11 protein-coding genes are annotated in these 15,594 nt (G+C 69.1%); all 11 read right to left on the bottom strand.

Annotation, left to right across the window (positions count from 1 at the left end):
- Nucleotides 1-51: 51 nt before the first annotated feature.
- Nucleotides 52-2,004, bottom strand: coding sequence for a TIGR03960 family B12-binding radical SAM protein (locus ACIRPU_RS01805; protein ID WP_403860272.1), 1,953 nt, complete (start codon nt 2,002-2,004; stop codon nt 52-54).
- Between the two features lie 91 nt (nt 2,005-2,095).
- Nucleotides 2,096-3,601 (bottom strand): CHAD domain-containing protein, encoded by a 1,506-nt coding sequence (locus tag ACIRPU_RS01800; protein WP_403860269.1) that lies wholly within the window; start codon nt 3,599-3,601, stop codon nt 2,096-2,098.
- 103 nt (nt 3,602-3,704) lie between these two features.
- Complete coding sequence (rodA, locus tag ACIRPU_RS01795) at nt 3,705-4,904, bottom strand: rod shape-determining protein RodA (protein ID WP_355701331.1); 1,200 nt, start codon at nt 4,902-4,904, stop codon at nt 3,705-3,707.
- Nucleotides 4,901-7,150, bottom strand: a complete 2,250-nt coding sequence (mrdA, locus tag ACIRPU_RS01790) for a penicillin-binding protein 2 (protein ID WP_403860266.1) — start codon at nt 7,148-7,150, stop codon at nt 4,901-4,903. The genes rodA and mrdA overlap by 4 nt, the downstream gene beginning before the upstream one ends.
- Nucleotides 7,151-7,325: 175 nt before the next feature.
- Nucleotides 7,326-7,997 (bottom strand): rod shape-determining protein MreD, encoded by a 672-nt coding sequence (mreD, locus tag ACIRPU_RS01785; protein ID WP_355701333.1) that lies wholly within the window; start codon nt 7,995-7,997, stop codon nt 7,326-7,328.
- 15 nt (nt 7,998-8,012) lie between these two features.
- Complete coding sequence (gene mreC / locus ACIRPU_RS01780; RefSeq protein ID WP_384123807.1) at nt 8,013-8,951, bottom strand: rod shape-determining protein MreC; 939 nt, start codon at nt 8,949-8,951, stop codon at nt 8,013-8,015.
- Between the two features lie 181 nt (nt 8,952-9,132).
- Nucleotides 9,133-10,152 (bottom strand): rod shape-determining protein, encoded by a 1,020-nt coding sequence (locus ACIRPU_RS01775; RefSeq protein WP_054244925.1) that lies wholly within the window; start codon nt 10,150-10,152, stop codon nt 9,133-9,135.
- A gap of 231 nt (nt 10,153-10,383) precedes the next feature.
- Nucleotides 10,384-10,797, bottom strand: a complete 414-nt coding sequence (gene ndk / locus ACIRPU_RS01770) for a nucleoside-diphosphate kinase (RefSeq protein WP_355701335.1) — start codon at nt 10,795-10,797, stop codon at nt 10,384-10,386.
- 83 nt (nt 10,798-10,880) lie between these two features.
- Entirely contained in the window at nt 10,881-11,246 is a 366-nt protein-coding gene (locus ACIRPU_RS01765; protein ID WP_171397247.1) for a DUF4233 domain-containing protein, read from the bottom strand.
- A 10-nt stretch (nt 11,247-11,256) separates the two neighbouring features.
- Entirely contained in the window at nt 11,257-12,783 is a 1,527-nt protein-coding gene (locus ACIRPU_RS01760; protein WP_403860260.1) for a bifunctional folylpolyglutamate synthase/dihydrofolate synthase, read from the bottom strand.
- Between the two features lie 97 nt (nt 12,784-12,880).
- Nucleotides 12,881-15,505, bottom strand: a complete 2,625-nt coding sequence (locus ACIRPU_RS01755) for a valine--tRNA ligase (protein WP_403860257.1) — start codon at nt 15,503-15,505, stop codon at nt 12,881-12,883.
- Between the last annotated feature and the right edge of the window lie 89 nt (nt 15,506-15,594).

Genomic DNA, 15,594 nt, shown 5'->3' with positions numbered 1-15,594 from the left:
GACCGACCTCCGGGCATTTGTCGCGATACCCCGGCAGGGCGCCGCGAATCCTCAGTGGCTGTGCGCCGCGCTCCCCGCCGGCTGCTTCACCGTCAACGGCAGCAGCTTCTTGCCGGTGGGACCGACCTGGATGTGCGTGTCCATCGCCGGGCACACCCCGCAGTCGAAGCAAGGCGTCCAGCGGCAGTCCTCGACCTCCGTCTCGTCGAGGGCGTCCTGCCAGTCCTCCCAGAGCCAGTCCTTGTCGAGGCCCGAGTCCAGGTGGTCCCAGGGCAGGACCTCCTCGTAGGACTTCTCACGTGTCGTGTACCAGTCGACGTCCACGCCGAAGGCGGGCAGCGTCTTGTCCGCGCAGGCCATCCAGCGGTCGTAGGAGAAGTGCTCGCGCCAGCCGTCGAAACGGCCGCCGTCCTCGTAGACGGCCCGGATGACGGCACCGATACGGCGGTCGCCGCGCGAGAGGAGTCCCTCGACGATGCCCGGCTTGCCGTCGTGGTAGCGGAAGCCGATGGAGCGGCCGTACTTCTTGTCGCCGCGGATCTTGTCCCGGAGCTTCTGCAGACGCGCGTCGGTCTCCTCGGCGGAGAGCTGCGGCGCCCACTGGAACGGGGTGTGCGGCTTCGGCACGAACCCGCCGATCGACACCGTGCAGCGGATGTCGTTCTGGCCGGAGACCTTGCGGCCCTCGGCGATCACCTTCATCGCCATGTCGGCGATCTGGAGCACGTCCTCGTCCGTCTCCGTCGGCAGACCGCACATGAAGTACAGCTTCACCTGGCGCCATCCGTTGCCGTACGCGGTGGAGACCGTACGGATCAGGTCCTCTTCGGAGACCATCTTGTTGATGACCTTGCGCATGCGCTCCGAGCCGCCCTCGGGGGCAAAGGTCAGACCGGACCTGCGGCCGTTGCGGGTCAGCTCGTTCGCCAGGTCCACGTTGAAGGCGTCCACGCGGGTGGAGGGGAGGGACAGGCCGATCTTGTCGTCCGTGTAGCGGTCCGCGAGGCCCTTCGCGATCTCGCCGATCTCGCTGTGGTCGGCGCTCGACAGCGAGAGCAGGCCGACCTCCTCGAAGCCGGTCGCCTTCAGGCCCTTCTCCACCATGTCGCCGATACCGGTGATCGACCGCTCGCGCACCGGGCGCGTGATCATGCCGGCCTGGCAGAAACGGCAGCCGCGGGTGCAGCCGCGGAAGATCTCCACCGACATGCGCTCGTGCACCGTCTCGGCGAGCGGCACCAGCGGCTGCTTGGGGTAGGGCCACTCGTCCAGGTCCATGACCGTGTGCTTCGACACGCGCCACGGAACGCCCGACTTGTTCGGCACCACCCGGGCGATCCGGCCGTCCGCCAGGTACTCCACGTCGTAGAAGCGCGGGATATACACCGCACCCGTCTTCGCGAGACGGAAGAGGACCTCCTCGCGGCCGCCCGGCCTGCCCTCCGACTTCCACTCGCGGATGATCTTCGTCATGTCCAGCACGGCCTGCTCGCCGTCACCGATGACCGCCGCGTCGATGAAGTCGGCGATCGGCTCGGGGTTGAAGGCCGCGTGACCGCCCGCCAGCACGATCGGGTCGTCGAGACCGCGGTCCTTGGACTCCAGCGGGATGCCCGCGAGGTCCAGCGCCGTCAGCATGTTCGTGTAGCCCAGCTCCGTGGAGAAGGACAGTCCGAACACGTCGAAGGCCTTCACCGGACGGTGGCCGTCCACGGTGAACTGCGGGACGGCGTGCTCCCGCATCAGCGCCTCCAGGTCCGGCCACACGCTGTACGTGCGCTCGGCCAGGACCCCCTCCTGCTCGTTCAGCACCTCGTACAGGATCATGACGCCCTGGTTGGGCAGCCCGACCTCGTACGCGTCCGGGTACATGAGCGCCCAGCGGACGTCGCAGGACTCCCAGGGCTTGACCGTGGAGTTGAGCTCGCCGCCCACGTACTGGATCGGCTTCTGCACATGCGGGAGCAAGGCTTGTAGCTGCGGGAAGACCGAATCGACAGACATCGCGGCGTTACCTTCGTGAGCTGGCGGGGACAGGGGTGACCATCAAGCCTAACCCGCTCGGAGGACTCCCCCGTCCGCGAAGATCCCGGGCCTAAACCTCCATCGAGCCGCTGGTCTTCTTCCACTCCGCCGGCAGGGCCTCCTCCACCCGCTCCGCGCGCCGCTCCTCACGGGCGTACAGCACGCCGTACGTGAAGGTGCTCTCCCCCGCCGCGTGCGCCACCGCGGACAGCTCCCGCAGGGTGGTGCGGGCCATGACGCTGTCCTGGTGGTCGCCGAGCAGGCTCTGGAGCGACTTCATGGACTTGACCAGGGTCTTGGCCGTGCTGCCGAGGGCCGGATGGGCTGTCTCGGCCGCGTACCGCGTCCGCTTGGCCTTCTTGCGGGCCTCGTGCAGCGCGAGGTCGCGGTCGGTGCCCGGCGGCTGCTCCATGGCCTCCTCGACCAGCGCGGACACCTTCCCGAAGTCCTTGCGCACGGCCTTGGCGAGCACCTTGTCGGGCTTCCTTCCGGCCGCCTCCAGCGTCGGCGGGTCGGCGACCACGGCGTCCAGGCTGTCGAGGAGCGTCAGATAGCGCTGCGAGTCGAGCACGCCGAGCAGCCGGCGACGGGAACCGTGCTCCCCGGCCTTGGCCCAGCCGCCCAGCCGGTCGTGGACCGGGCCGGAGACCAGGGTGGAGGGCAGTTCGCCGAGGCCCGCGTCCAGCCGTTCGGCCAGCACCTCGTGGTCGCGGCCCACGCCCAGCTCCCCGGCCAGCCACTTCAGTTCGGCGCCGATCGGGTCGGTGACCTGCCGGTCGAGGACCTTGTGGAAGGAGCGGAACGTGCTGCGCAGTCGGCGGGTGGCGACCCGCAGGTCGTGGATCGACCCCTCGGCGTCCCGGCGCACCGCCGGGTCCAGCTCGACGATCGCGTCCCGCTGAGCACGGATGTACGCCAGGACGTGGTCTCCGGCGGTGACGGGCTCGGCGGGGGCCTTGTCCTTCGGCCGCGGATGCCCGCCCTTCGTCTCCGCCAGCGCCCGCGCCAGCTTCGACGCCGACTTCGACGGCCGTACGCCCGCCTTGCGCAACCGCTTCTCCACCTTGTCGAGCAGGACCGGATCGCCGCCGTCGGCGAGCTCCACCTCGATCTCGGTCCACTGGGCGCTGCCCTCGCCGCCGAACTTCCGGTCCGCGCGTACGGCGTCCACGCTCGCCTCGGCGAGCAGCCGGCCCTTGGCGTCGACGAGTTCACGGATGTCCCGGCTGGAACGCAGCCGCACCACGGGCACGAGCTGCCCCTCCCGTACGCGGGAGCGGACCAGCCCGGCGAGTTCGTCGGGTACGGCGTCGGAGAGCGGGGCCCGGATCTCGTCCCGGACGCCGGGTCCCACCGGCAGCTTCAGGTGCCAGCCGGCGTCGGCGCCCCCGGTGCGGCGACGCAATGTGATCGAGGCCGAGGCCAGACGCAGGTCGGAGGTGTCGTAGTAGGTCGCGTCCAGCTCGGTGACGCCCTTGTCGAGGACGGACGCGACCCCGGCGACACCGGTCAGGTCGGGCAGCCCGCTCTCATCGGATTCGTACTTGCGCTCGATCTCGCGTTTCGTCTCCGTCATAAATCGAACCTAGTCGGAGTCGGGCCCGAACGGCAGTGTGCACAGGACCCGAATCACGACCCGACCCGGGGAAAACATAAGGTCCGGAGCCTTCTCGTGCCTCTTACGCCGACATGGGTCGCTGCACCCGGATGGACTGGAGCAACCCCACCGCCACCCAGACCGCGAACATCGACGTGCCTCCGTAGGAGACGAACGGCAGCGGCAGGCCCGTCACCGGCATGATCCCCAGGGTCATCCCGATGTTCTCGAAGGACTGGAAGGCGAACCAGGCCACGATGCCCGCGGCGACGATCGTGCCGTACAGCTCCGTCGTCTCGCGAGCTATGCGGCTGGCACGCCAGAGGACCACACCGAGCAGGACGATGATCAGGCCCGCGCCCATGAAGCCCAGTTCCTCGCCCGCGACGGTGAAGACGAAGTCCGTCTGTTGTTCCGGGACGAACTGGCCCGTCGTCTGGGAGCCGTGGAACAGCCCGGCGCCGGTGAGGCCGCCGGAGCCGATCGCGATCCGCGCCTGGTTGGTGTTGTAGCCGACGCCCGCGGGATCGAGGCTGGGGTTGGCGAAGGCGGCGAAGCGGGCGATCTGGTACTCGTCCAGGATGTGCAGCTGCCAGACGGCGATCCCGCCGGCCGCGCCCGCGCCGAGGAGTCCGAAGACCCAGCGGTTGGAGGCGCCGGAGGCGAGCAGCACACCCAGCACGATCATCACCATGACCATGACCGACCCGAGGTCGGGCATCAGCATCACGATCAGCATGGGGATGGCCGCGAGCCCGAGGGCCTGGAGCACCGTGCGGTGGTCGGGGTAGAGCTTGTCGCCGGCGTCGACCCGGGCCGCGAGCAGCATCGCCATGCCCAGGATGATCGTGATCTTCACGAACTCCGAGGGCTGGAGCGAGAAGCCGCCGCCGACCACGATCCAGGAGTGCGCGCCGTTGACCGTCGAGCCCAGCGGCGTCAGCACCGCCAGGATCCCCATGAGCGAGAGGCCGTAGAGGACCGGTACGGCGTTGCGCAGGGTGCGGTGGCCGAGCCAGATCGTGCCGATCATCAGGCAGATGCCGATGCCGGTGTTCATCAGGTGCCGGACGAGGAAGTAGTACGGGTCGCCCTGGTTGATCTCGGTGCGGTTGCGGGTCGCCGAAAAGACCAGGAGCGAGCCGATCAGCGACAGGGCGATCGCCGACATCAGTATCGGCCAGTCCAGCCGTCGGGCCAGCGAGTCACGGGCGAAGACCCGGGTCCAGCCGGCCCGCTCGGGCCCGTATCCGGAGACGGAGAAACCGTTCGCGCCGCTCATGTGCACATCCTCCGGCTTCCCCTCTTCCGCCGTCGCCTGCGGGTGTCTCGGTTGGTGCCCGTGTTCTGCTGGACGGTGGCCCCCGCCTGCGTCTCGTCCGGCTCCGGGGCGCTCTCCTGGCTGGCGCGCTGCTCCTTCGCCGGGTCCTTGGAGACCTTCGGGGCCTTGATCGTGCCGTCCGCCTGGACCTTGGGCAGGCTGGTCTGCGGGGTGGGCAGCAGGGCGTTCTTCTTGTCGATCTTGCCGTCGTCGGTGACGCCGTACATCGCGTTGTAGATGTGCCGCACGGCCTCACCGGAGGCGCCCGAGCCGGTACCGGCCTGAGCGATCGTCATCACGACCGTGTAGTCCTTGCTGTACGTGGCGAGCCAGGACGTCGTCTGCTTGCCGTAGACCTCCGCGGTACCGGTCTTGGCGTGCAGCGGGATCTCCTCCTGCGGCCAGCCGCCGAACTTCCAGGCGGCGGTACCGCGGGTGACCACGCCCTCCAGCGCGGCGTCCATGCCCTTGATCGTCGCCTGGTCGACCGGCAGCTTGCGCTGGACCTTGGGCTTGATCTCCTGGACGGTCTTGCCGTCGGCGCTGACGATCGCCTTGCCGATGGTCGGGGTGTACATCGTGCCGCCGTTGGCGAGCGCCCCGTAGATCACCGCCTCCTGGATCGGGGTGACGAGGGTGTCACCCTGTCCGATGGAGTAGTTGATCGAGTCGCCCTCGCGCATCTTGTTGCCCTCGAGGCAGTTCTCGTACGCGATCTTCTCGACGTAACTGCCGTTCTTCTTGCCGTACTTGCACCAGGAGTCCTTGTTGGCCTTCCAGTAGGACTCCTTCCACTGACGGTCCGGGACGCGGCCGGTGACCTCGTTGGGCAGGTCGATGCCGGTCTCCTTGCCGAGGCCGAACTGGTGGGCGGCCTTGTAGAAGTAGTCCTTTGGCTCACCCTTCGCCGGGTTGATGCCGCCGTCCTTCTTCCACTCCCGGTCCGCGAGGCCGTAGAAAACGGTGTCGCAGGAGACCTCCAGGGCCCGGCCGAGCGAGATGGGGCCGAAACTCTCCCCCTCGAAGTTCTTGAAGACCTGGCCGCCCACCGAGTACGAGCTGGTGCACGGGTAGCCGCCGTCCCACTCGTAGCCCGCCTCGACCGCGGCGGCCGTGGAGACCACCTTGAAGGTCGAACCGGGTGCGGACTGACCCTGTATGGCCCGGTTCAACAGCGGGTAGTCGGAGTTCTTCCCGGTGAGTTTCTTGTAGTCCTTGGCGGAGATGCCGCCGACCCAGACGTTGGGGTCGTAGGCCGGGGCGGACGCCATGGCGACGACACGGCCCGTCTTGGCCTCCATCACCACGACCGCTCCGGAGTCGGCCTTGTAGTTCTCGCCGGTGATCTTGTCGAACTGGGTGCGGGCGATCTTCATCGCGTTGTTCAGCTCGTACTCGGCGACCCGCTGGACTCGGGCGTCGATGCTGGTGACGAGGTTGGAGCCGGGCTGGGCCGCGTCCGCCTCGGCCTGGCCGATGACACGGCCGAGGTTGTCCACCTCGTAGCGGGTGACGCCGGCCTTGCCGCGCAGTTCCTTGTCGTACTGGCGCTCCAGGCCGCTGCGGCCGACCTGGTCGGAGCGCAGATAGGGCGAGTCGGTGTCCTGGGCCTTGGTGAGCTCGTCGTCCGTCACCGGGGAGAGGTAACCGAGGACCTGGGCGGTGTTGGCGTTGCCGGGGGCGGCGTAACGGCGCACGGCCTCGGGCTCGGCGGTGATGCCGGGGAAGTCCTCGGCGCGCTCGCGGATCTGGAGGGCCTGCTTGGCGGTGGCCTCGTCGGTGATCGGGATCGGCTGGTAGGGCGAGCCGTTCCAGCAGGGCTGGGGCGTCTTCGCGTCGCACAGCCGGACCTTCTGCGCGACCTCCTCGGCGCTCATGCCGAGAACGCCCGCGAGCTTGGCCAGGACCGCCGCGCCGTCGTCCTTCTGCTTCAGCAGGTCGGTGCGGGAGGCGGAGACCACGAGTCGCGTCTCGTTGTCGGCGAGGGCCACCCCGCGGGCGTCCAGGATCGAGCCGCGCACGGCGGGCTCGACGACCTGCTGGACGTGGTTGCCGGAGGCCTCCTTGGCGTACTCCGCGCCCTCCCGGATCTGGAGGTACCACAGACGGCCGCCGAGGGTGCCGAGCAGGGAGAGGACGAGGATCTGGATCACGACGAGCCTGATCTGGACCCGTGGGGTCCGACCGGTCTCGGGAATGTTGGTCACTGCGGTGCCTCCCCCTCTCAGTACGCGGACGTGTGCACGCGGACAGGTGTGCGTACGCATGATGAACGACGGGCCTGTGAGGCCACGTTCCGCCAGAACTTCCCCGTTCGGGTGAACCTCCGGGTGAACCCACGGGCGAGCCTTCGGGTGGACATTCGGGTGAACCCGCCCCCGCTCACAGCCGCTTGACCCCCTTGATACGACCGGCGCGCGCCCCGCGCGAGCGGGCCGCCTTCAGCTTCAGCCCGCTGCGCTGCCCGCCGATCCTGAGACCCGTCCCGGAGGAGAGCCAGCCGGACGAGATGTCCGGGCTCTTGGCGGCGGAGTTGGTGTCCGCGAGGGGGTCGTTGTCGGCGCGGCGCGCCAGGAACATGACCCCGGGGACGACGAACGGGGCCAGCAGCAGGTCGTACAGGCCGGCGGTGAACAGCAGCCCGGTGAGGCCGACATGGCGGGCGGCGGTGTCGCCGACGAGGGCGCCCACCCCGGCGTACAGCAGGGTGGAGCCGATCGCGGCGCCGACGACCACGACCATGGGGCCGGTGGCCGACTTGATCTGCCCGCTCTCCGGCTTGATGAGCCCGGCGAGGTAGCCGATGACGCACAGCACGAGGGCGTAGCGCCCGGCGGCGTGGTCGGCGGGCGGCGCGAGGTCGGCGAGCAGACCGGCGCCGAAGCCGATGAGGGCGCCGCCGACATGGCCGTAGACCATGGCGAGGCCCAGCACGGTGAGCAGGAGGAGGTCGGGGACGGCGCCCGGGAGGTGGAGGCGGGCGAGGACGCTCACCTGGATCACCAGGGCGACGACGACCAGCGGGACGGAGAGCAGGATCCGGTTGACGCGCATGGGGGTTGTCAGCTCCTACTGCTGCTGGCCGTCTACGGGTGCGTTCGCGTTCGGAGTGACCGTGACGGTCACCGTCGGCGTGGGGACCGGTTTGGGCTTCGAGGGGAGCACGGTGTCGCGCGGATCCTTCTTCGGAGCCTCGACGACCACGCCCACGATGTCGAGCTTGGTGAAGCTGACGTACGGCGTGACGTAGAGGGTGCGGGTGAGGTCGCCGCCGGAGGGGTCGACGCGGGAGACGACGCCGACGGGGACGCCGGGCACGAAGGGCTTGTCGGCCTGCGAGCCGAAGGTGACCAGCCGGTCGCCCTTCTTCACGTCGGCCTTGCCGTTGAGGAGTTCGACGCGCAGCGGCCGGTCGCCCTGCCCGGAGGCGAAGCCGAGTTCGTCGGAGGCCTCCATCCGGGTCCCGACGGTGAAGTCGGGGTCGCTGGCCAGGAGCACGGTCGCGGTGTGGGGCCCGACGGTGGTGACCCGCCCGACCAGACCGTCCCCGTTGAGGACCGTCATGTCGCGCTTGACGCCGTCGTTCGCGCCGACGTCGATGGTGATGGTCCAGGAGAAGCCCTGGGCCGCTCCTATCGCGATGACCTCCGCGCCCTTGATGCCGTACTGGCCCGTGCCGGCGATCTTCAGCATCTTGTCGAGCTGCGCCAGCCGGCTGCGATTGCGGTCGTCGCTGCCGAGTTTCGCCTTGAGAGCCGCGTTCTCCTTCTCCAGATCGGTGAGCCGGTCATGGCGCTCACCGGAGTCCCGGACGGCGGAGACGGCGTTGCCGACGGGATCCACCGCCGACGACACGCCGTTCTCGATCGGGCCGAAGGCCGCGGCCGCGGCCTGCCGGGCACCGTCGACCGGGGAATCCTCCCCACCCCGGATGTCCACCGTGATCAGCGCGAACGCTACGGCGATCAGCAGCACCAGGAGCAGCCGGCTCTCTCGTGTGTCCCTCACGTGCGGCGGCCGTGCCCTTCCTCGAGAAAAAACCAAGTACAGGAATCAGGAAGCAGGATCAGTAATTCGGGTAGCCCCGGGCCAAGATGACCAAGGGCGCTTTGTGGGAGCTTATGCCTAGATATCAACGATCCGCCGCACGAGAGGAGATCATCCCGTACGGCGGAATCGAAGCGTTACGTCATCTGCGGGGCGCGGCGTCCAGGACCTGCTGGAGCGCCTCGAATTCCTCCACGCACTTCCCGGAGCCGAGCGCCACACTGTCCAGCGGGTCCTCGGCGATGTGGATGGGCATGCCCGTCTCCCGGCGCAGCCGCTCGTCCAGACCGCGCAGTAGGGCTCCGCCGCCGGTCAGAACGATTCCGCGGTCCATGATGTCGCCGGACAGCTCCGGCGGACACTTGTCGAGCGTGGTCTTCACCGCGTCGACGATCGCGTTGACCGGCTCCTCGATCGCCTTGCGCACTTCGGCGGCCGAGATGACCACGGTCTTGGGCAGTCCGGAGACGAGGTCCCGGCCACGGATTTCGGTGTGCTGGTCGTCGTCGAGGTCATACGCGGAACCGATCGTGATCTTGATCTGCTCAGCCGTGCGCTCACCGAGGAGGAGCGAGTACTCCTTCTTGATGTGCTGGATGATCGAGCTGTCCAGCTCGTCGCCCGCGACGCGGATGGACTGGGCGGTGACGATGCCGCCGAGCGAGATGACCGCGACCTCCGTGGTGCCGCCGCCGATGTCCACCACCATGTTGCCCGTGGCCTCGTGGACCGGCAGGCCGGAGCCGATGGCCGCGGCCATGGGCTCCTCGATGATGTGCACCTGACGGGCGCCGGCCTGGGTCGACGCCTCGATGACGGCGCGGCGCTCGACGCCCGTGATGCCCGAGGGCACGCAGACGACGACCCGCGGACGAGCCAGATACCGCCGCTTGTGGATCTTCAGGATGAAGTAGCGGAGCATCCGCTCGGTGATCTCGAAGTCGGCGATCACGCCGTCCTTCAGCGGGCGCACGGCAACGATGTTGCCGGGCGTGCGCCCGATCATCTTCTTCGCTTCGGCGCCGACCGCGAGGATGCCACCGGTGTTGGTGTTGATCGCGACGACGGACGGCTCGTTGAGTACGATCCCGCGACCCCTGACGTACACCAGCGTGTTGGCGGTCCCGAGGTCGACAGCCATGTCACGGCCGATGAACGACATTGAGTTCCCCATCAGGATTCGACTGGCCTTCCATGAGCTTTGAGGGCTTATCAGGTCGGCGAGGTGGGTGCTGTGACGTGAAGGCTTCCATCGTAAACGCGCCTGCACGAACACTGCGGAGCGGTCTCCGCCATTGTTTGCAGATGCTGTGAGGGTTCGCTTCTGGAGACGGGCGTTCGGGGGCTCACGTTCCCTCGATCGCCCGCTCCAGCCGCTCCGGCCGCCGTCGGATCAGGCTCGGCCGGGGAAGAAGATCTTCACCTCGCGCTCGGCGGACTCCTCGGAGTCGGAGGCGTGGATCAGGTTCTCGCGGACGATCACACCGAAGTCGCCGCGGATGGAGCCGGGGGCCGCGGCGATCGGGTCGGTCGGACCCGCGAGCCCGCGCACGCCCTCGATGACCCGGTCGCCCTCGACGATCAGCGCGACGACCGGACCGGAGGCCATGAACTCCACCAGCGGCTCGTAGAAGGGCTTGCCCTTGTGCTCGCCGTAGTGCTGCTCCAGCGTGTCCTGGTCCAGGGTCCGCAGTTCCAGCGCGGTGATCTGCCAGCCGGCCTTGCGCTCGATACGGCTGAGGATCTCGCCGGTCAGGCCACGACGGACGGCGTCGGGCTTGAGCAGGACGAGGGTGCGCTGGCTCACGAGGTGACTCCTTCTACTGCCGGTGTGTTTCTACTGCCGGTGTGTGCGGTGGGATGAGGTTACAGGGCGTGTCCTGCCACCTGTCACGCAGCGTCAGCGGTATCCGGAGAGCCTGCGGCGGCCTGGGCCGCGAAGCGCGCCTTCGCCTCGTCGACCTTCCGTCCGAAGTGCACGGACGCCCACCACAGGGCCCCGAAGAGCACCCCCAGGAAGAACATGATCGGGACGAAGAAGCCGGACGCGACGAGGGCGATCTGAAGCGCCCAGCCGAGGGCCACGCCCCCGGGCCGGGTGACCATGCCGCACAGCAGCACGCTGAGGAACATGGCGATGCCGCACACCGTCCACACCGTGGCGGTGGACAGGTCGGCGTCCTTCATGGCGACCAGACCGGCGAAGCCGATGACGAAGAACTCGCCGATCAGGGTCGAGGAGCAGAGCGTACGCATGGTGGGGACCTCAGCCCTTTCCGAGGAGGAGCAGCCGGGCCTCGCCGACCGTGATGACGGAACCGGTGACCAGCACCGCGCCGCCCGCGAACTCGCCCTCCTCCTCGGCGAGCGTGACCGCCGCCTCCAGAGCGTCGGGCAGCCTCGGCTCGACCTGGACGCGGTCGTCGCCGAACACCTCGACGGCGATCGCGGCCAGCTCGTCGACGTCCATCGCCCGGTGGCTGGAGTTCTGGGTGACGACGACCTCCGCGAAGATCGGCTCGAAGGCCTCCAGGAGCCCTCGCACGTTCTTGTCGCCGCTGGCCCCGACCACACCGATCAGCCGGCTGAAGTCGAAGGCCTCGCCGACGGCCTCGGCGGTGGCCCGGGCGCCGGCCGGGTTGTGGGCGGCGTCGAGGACCACGGTCGGGGAGCGTCGTACGACTTCGAGGCGGCCCGGCGAGGAGACGGCCGCGAAGGCCTTGCGGACGGTGTCGATGTCGAGCGGCTCGGGACGCTGCGAACCGACGCCGAAGAACGCCTCGACGGCAGCGAGCGCGACGGCCGCGTTGTGCGCCTGGTAGGGGCCGTGCAGGGGCAGGTACACCTCGGGGTACTCGCCGCCCAGGCCGCGCAGGGTGACCATCTGTCCGCCGACGGCGACCTGGCGGGCGACGACCCCGAACTCCAGCCCTTCGCGGGCCACGGTCGCGTCGACCTCGACGGCCTTCTTCAACAGCACCTGGGCCGCGTCGACGGGCTGCTGGGCCAGGATGACGGTGGCGTCCTGCTTGATGATCCCGCCCTTCTCGGCGGCGATCTCGGCGGTCGTCTCCCCGAGCCGGTCGGTGTGGTCCAGGTCGATGGGCGTGACGACGGCGACGTCACCGTCGATCACGTTGGTCGCGTCCCACGAGCCGCCCATCCCCACCTCCACGACGGCGACGTCGACCGGCGCGTCCGAGAAGGCGGCGTACGCCATGCCGGTGAGCACCTCGAAGAAGGACAGCCGGTACTCCTGCATGCCGTCGACCATCTCGACGTACGCCTTGATGTCGTCGTACGTCTCGATGAACCGCTCGGCGGAGATCGGCGCGCCGTCCAGGCTGATCCGCTCGGTGATCGACTGGACGTGCGGGGAGGTGTACCGCCCCGTGCGCAGGTCGAAGCCGTTCAGCAGGGCCTCGACCATGCGGGCGGTGGAGGTCTTGCCGTTGGTCCCGGTGATGTGGATGGAGGGGTACGACCGCTGCGGGTCCCCCAGTACGTCCATCAGCGCGGCGATGCGGTCGACCGAGGGCTCCAGCTTGGTCTCGCCCCAGCGGGTGGCCAGCTCCGCCTCGACCTCGCGCAGGGCCTTGTCGACCTCGGGGTCCCCGGGACGCGTGGGCACATCGGCCTGCGGCGCGCCGCCCTGGGTGCGGAGGGTGCGGCTGCCGGCTTCGATGACCGCGAGATCGGGGTCGCGGTCGGTCTCCTCCGCGATGATCTCGTCGAAGGGATCGAGGGGGTCGGGCAGGTCGTCTTGGTTGCCGTTCGGGGGGAGCTCGCTCACGGGGCCAGTCTACGGACGGCCGGTGACGGACGTAGGCGAAGGCCCCCGGAACCGTACCGGTCCCGGGGGCCTTCGTCGTCATGACGCCTTACGGTGCCTACGCCTGCGGCAGGCGATCGAGCTGGGTCCGGATGCGGGCGATGTCCTCGTCCGCCTTGGCGAGGCGGGTGCGGATCTTCTCGACCACGTTGTCCGGGGCCTTCGCGAGGAACGCCTCGTTGCCGAGCTTGGCGTCGGCCTGGGCCTTCTCCTTCTCGGCGGCCGCGAGGTCCTTGGCCAGGCGCTTGCGCTCCGCGGCCACGTCGATCGTGCCGGACAGGTCCAGCGCGACCGTGGCGCCCGCGACCGGCAGAGTCGCCGTCGCCGAGAAGGCGTCGCCCTCCGGCTGGAGACGGAGGAGCTGACGGATCGCGGTCTCGTGCGGCGCCAGCGCCGTGCCGTCGAGCGTCAGCCGGGCCGGAACCCGCTGGCCGGGCTGGAGGCCCTGGTCGGCGCGGAAACGGCGGACCTCGGTGATCACGGACTGGAGGCTCCGGATCTCCTGCTCGGCGGCCGGGTCCCGGAAGCCGCTGTCCTTGGGCCACTCGGCGATGACGACGGACTCGCCACCAGTGAGCGTGGTCCACAGCGTCTCCGTGACGAACGGGACCACCGGGTGCAGGAGCTTGAGGGTGACGTCGAGGACCTCGCCGAGGACGCGTCCGGAGACCTTCGCGGCCTCGCCGCCGGCCATGAACGTCGTCTTGGACAGCTCGACGTACCAGTCGAAGACCTCGTCCCAGGCGAAGTGGAACAGCGCGTCGGAGAGCTTCGCGAACTGGAAGTCGTCGTAGAGCGCGTCGACTTCGGCGACCGTCTGGTTCAGACGGGAGAGGATCCAGCGGTCCGTCGCCCCCATCTCGGACGGACTCGGGAGGGGCCCCTCGACCGTCGCGCCGTTCATCAGCGCGAAGCGCGTGGCGTTCCAGATCTTGTTGGCGAAGTTCCGGGACGCCTGGACCCAGTCCTCGCCGATCGGGACGTCCGTACCGGGGTTGGCGCCGCGGGCCAGGGTGAAGCGGACGGCGTCGGAGCCGTACTTGTCCATCCAGTCCAGCGGGTCGACGACGTTGCCGAAGGACTTCGACATCTTCTTGCCGCGCTCGTCACGGACCAGGCCGGTGAGGGCGATGGTCTTGAAGGGGACCTCGCCGTCCATGGCGTACAGGCCGAACATCATCATCCGGGCGACCCAGAAGAAGATGATGTCGTGGCCGGTGAGCAGGACGTCGGTCGAGTAGAACTTCCGCAGGTCCGCGGTCTGTTCGGGCCAGCCCAGGGTGGAGAACGGCCACAGGCCGGAGGAGAACCAGGTGTCGAGGACGTCGGTGTCCTGGCGCCAGCCCTCGCCCGTCGGCGGCTCCTCGTCGGGGCCGACGCAGACGACCTCGCCCTCGGGGCCGTACCAGACCGGGATGCGGTGGCCCCACCACAACTGGCGCGAGATGCACCAGTCGTGCATGTTGTCGACCCAGTCGAAGTACCGCTTCGACATGTCCTCGGGGTGGATCTTGACCCGTCCGTCACGGACCGCGTCGCCGGCCGCCTGGGCCAGCGGGCCGACCTTGACCCACCACTGCAGGGACAGGCGCGGCTCGACGGTGGTCTTGCAGCGCGAGCAGTGGCCGACGCTGTGGGCGTACGGCCGCTTCTCTGCGACGATCCGGCCCTGGGAGCGCAGGGCCGCGACGATGGCGGAGCGCGCCTCGAAGCGGTCGAGTCCCTCGAACGGGCCGTGGACGGTGATGACCGCGCGCTCGTCCATGACCGTGATCGACTCCAGGCCGTGGCGACGGCCGATCGCGAAGTCGTTCGGGTCGTGGGCCGGGGTGACCTTGACGGCGCCCGTGCCGAACTCGGGGTCGACGTGGGCGTCGGCGACGACGGGGATGGTGCGGTCGGTCAGCGGCAGCTTGATGCGCTTGCCGACGAGGTGCCGGTACCGCTCGTCGTCGGGGTGGACGGCGACGGCGGTGTCACCGAGCATCGTCTCGGCGCGGGTGGTGGCGACGACCAGCGTCTCCTCGCCCTCGCCGTACTTGATGGAGACGAGCTCGCCGTCGTCCTCCTGGTACTCGACCTCGATGTCCGAGATGGCCGTCAGACAGCGTGGGCACCAGTTGATGATGCGCTCGGCGCGGTAGATCAGCTCGTCGTCGTAGAGCTTCTTGAAGATGGTCTGGACGGCCTTGGACAGGCCCTCGTCCATGGTGAAGCGCTCGCGGTCCCAGGCGACTCCGTCGCCGAGCCGGCGCATCTGGCCGAGGATCTTGCCGCCGTACTCCTCCTTCCACTGCCAGACCCGCTCGACGAACTCCTCGCGGCCCAGGTCGTGGCGGGACTTGCCCTCCTCGGCGAGCTGCTGCTCGACCTTGTTCTGGGTGGCGATGCCGGCGTGGTCCATGCCCGGCAGCCACAGCGCCTCGTAGCCCTGCATGCGCTTGCGGCGGGTCAGGGCGTCCATGAGCGTGTGCTGGAAGGCGTGCCCCAGGTGCAGACTGCCCGTGACGTTCGGCGGCGGGATGACGATCGTGTACGGAGGCTTCTCGCTCTTCGCGTCGGCCTCGAAGTAGCCCCGCTCCACCCAGCGCTCGTACAACGGCCCCTCTACGTCGGCCGGCGCGTACTGGGTCGGCAGTTCGGTGGGGGGCGCTGTGGGCTGCTGCTGAGCGTTGTCGGTCACGCGCCCAGTTTAGGGGTGTCACGGCGTCGTCCCGAAACGTGTTTCCTCTGTAACGGTGGGGGCCCCGCCGCCGTACCGGTATGCGCTTT

The organism is Streptomyces sp. NPDC102259, from assembly GCF_044766465.1.
In the GTDB taxonomy this organism is placed as follows: Bacteria; Actinomycetota; Actinomycetes; order Streptomycetales; family Streptomycetaceae; genus Streptomyces.
Note: the sequence above shows the minus strand (reverse complement) of the source record. Positions and strands in the feature narration are given on the sequence as shown.

What these genes read in the sequence shown, in the direction of transcription:
- ACIRPU_RS01805 (WP_403860272.1), bottom strand. Translation starts at nt 2,004, where the DNA reads ATGTCTGTCGATTCGGTCTTCCCGCAGCTACAAGCCTTGCTCCCGCAT.
- ACIRPU_RS01800 (WP_403860269.1), bottom strand. Translation starts at nt 3,601, where the DNA reads ATGACGGAGACGAAACGCGAGATCGAGCGCAAGTACGAATCCGATGAG.
- rodA (WP_355701331.1), bottom strand. Translation starts at nt 4,904, where the DNA reads ATGAGCGGCGCGAACGGTTTCTCCGTCTCCGGATACGGGCCCGAGCGG.
- mreD (WP_355701333.1), bottom strand. Translation starts at nt 7,997, where the DNA reads ATGCGCGTCAACCGGATCCTGCTCTCCGTCCCGCTGGTCGTCGTCGCC.
- ACIRPU_RS01775 (WP_054244925.1), bottom strand. Translation starts at nt 10,152, where the DNA reads ATGTCGTTCATCGGCCGTGACATGGCTGTCGACCTCGGGACCGCCAAC.
- ACIRPU_RS01765 (WP_171397247.1), bottom strand. Translation starts at nt 11,246, where the DNA reads ATGCGTACGCTCTGCTCCTCGACCCTGATCGGCGAGTTCTTCGTCATC.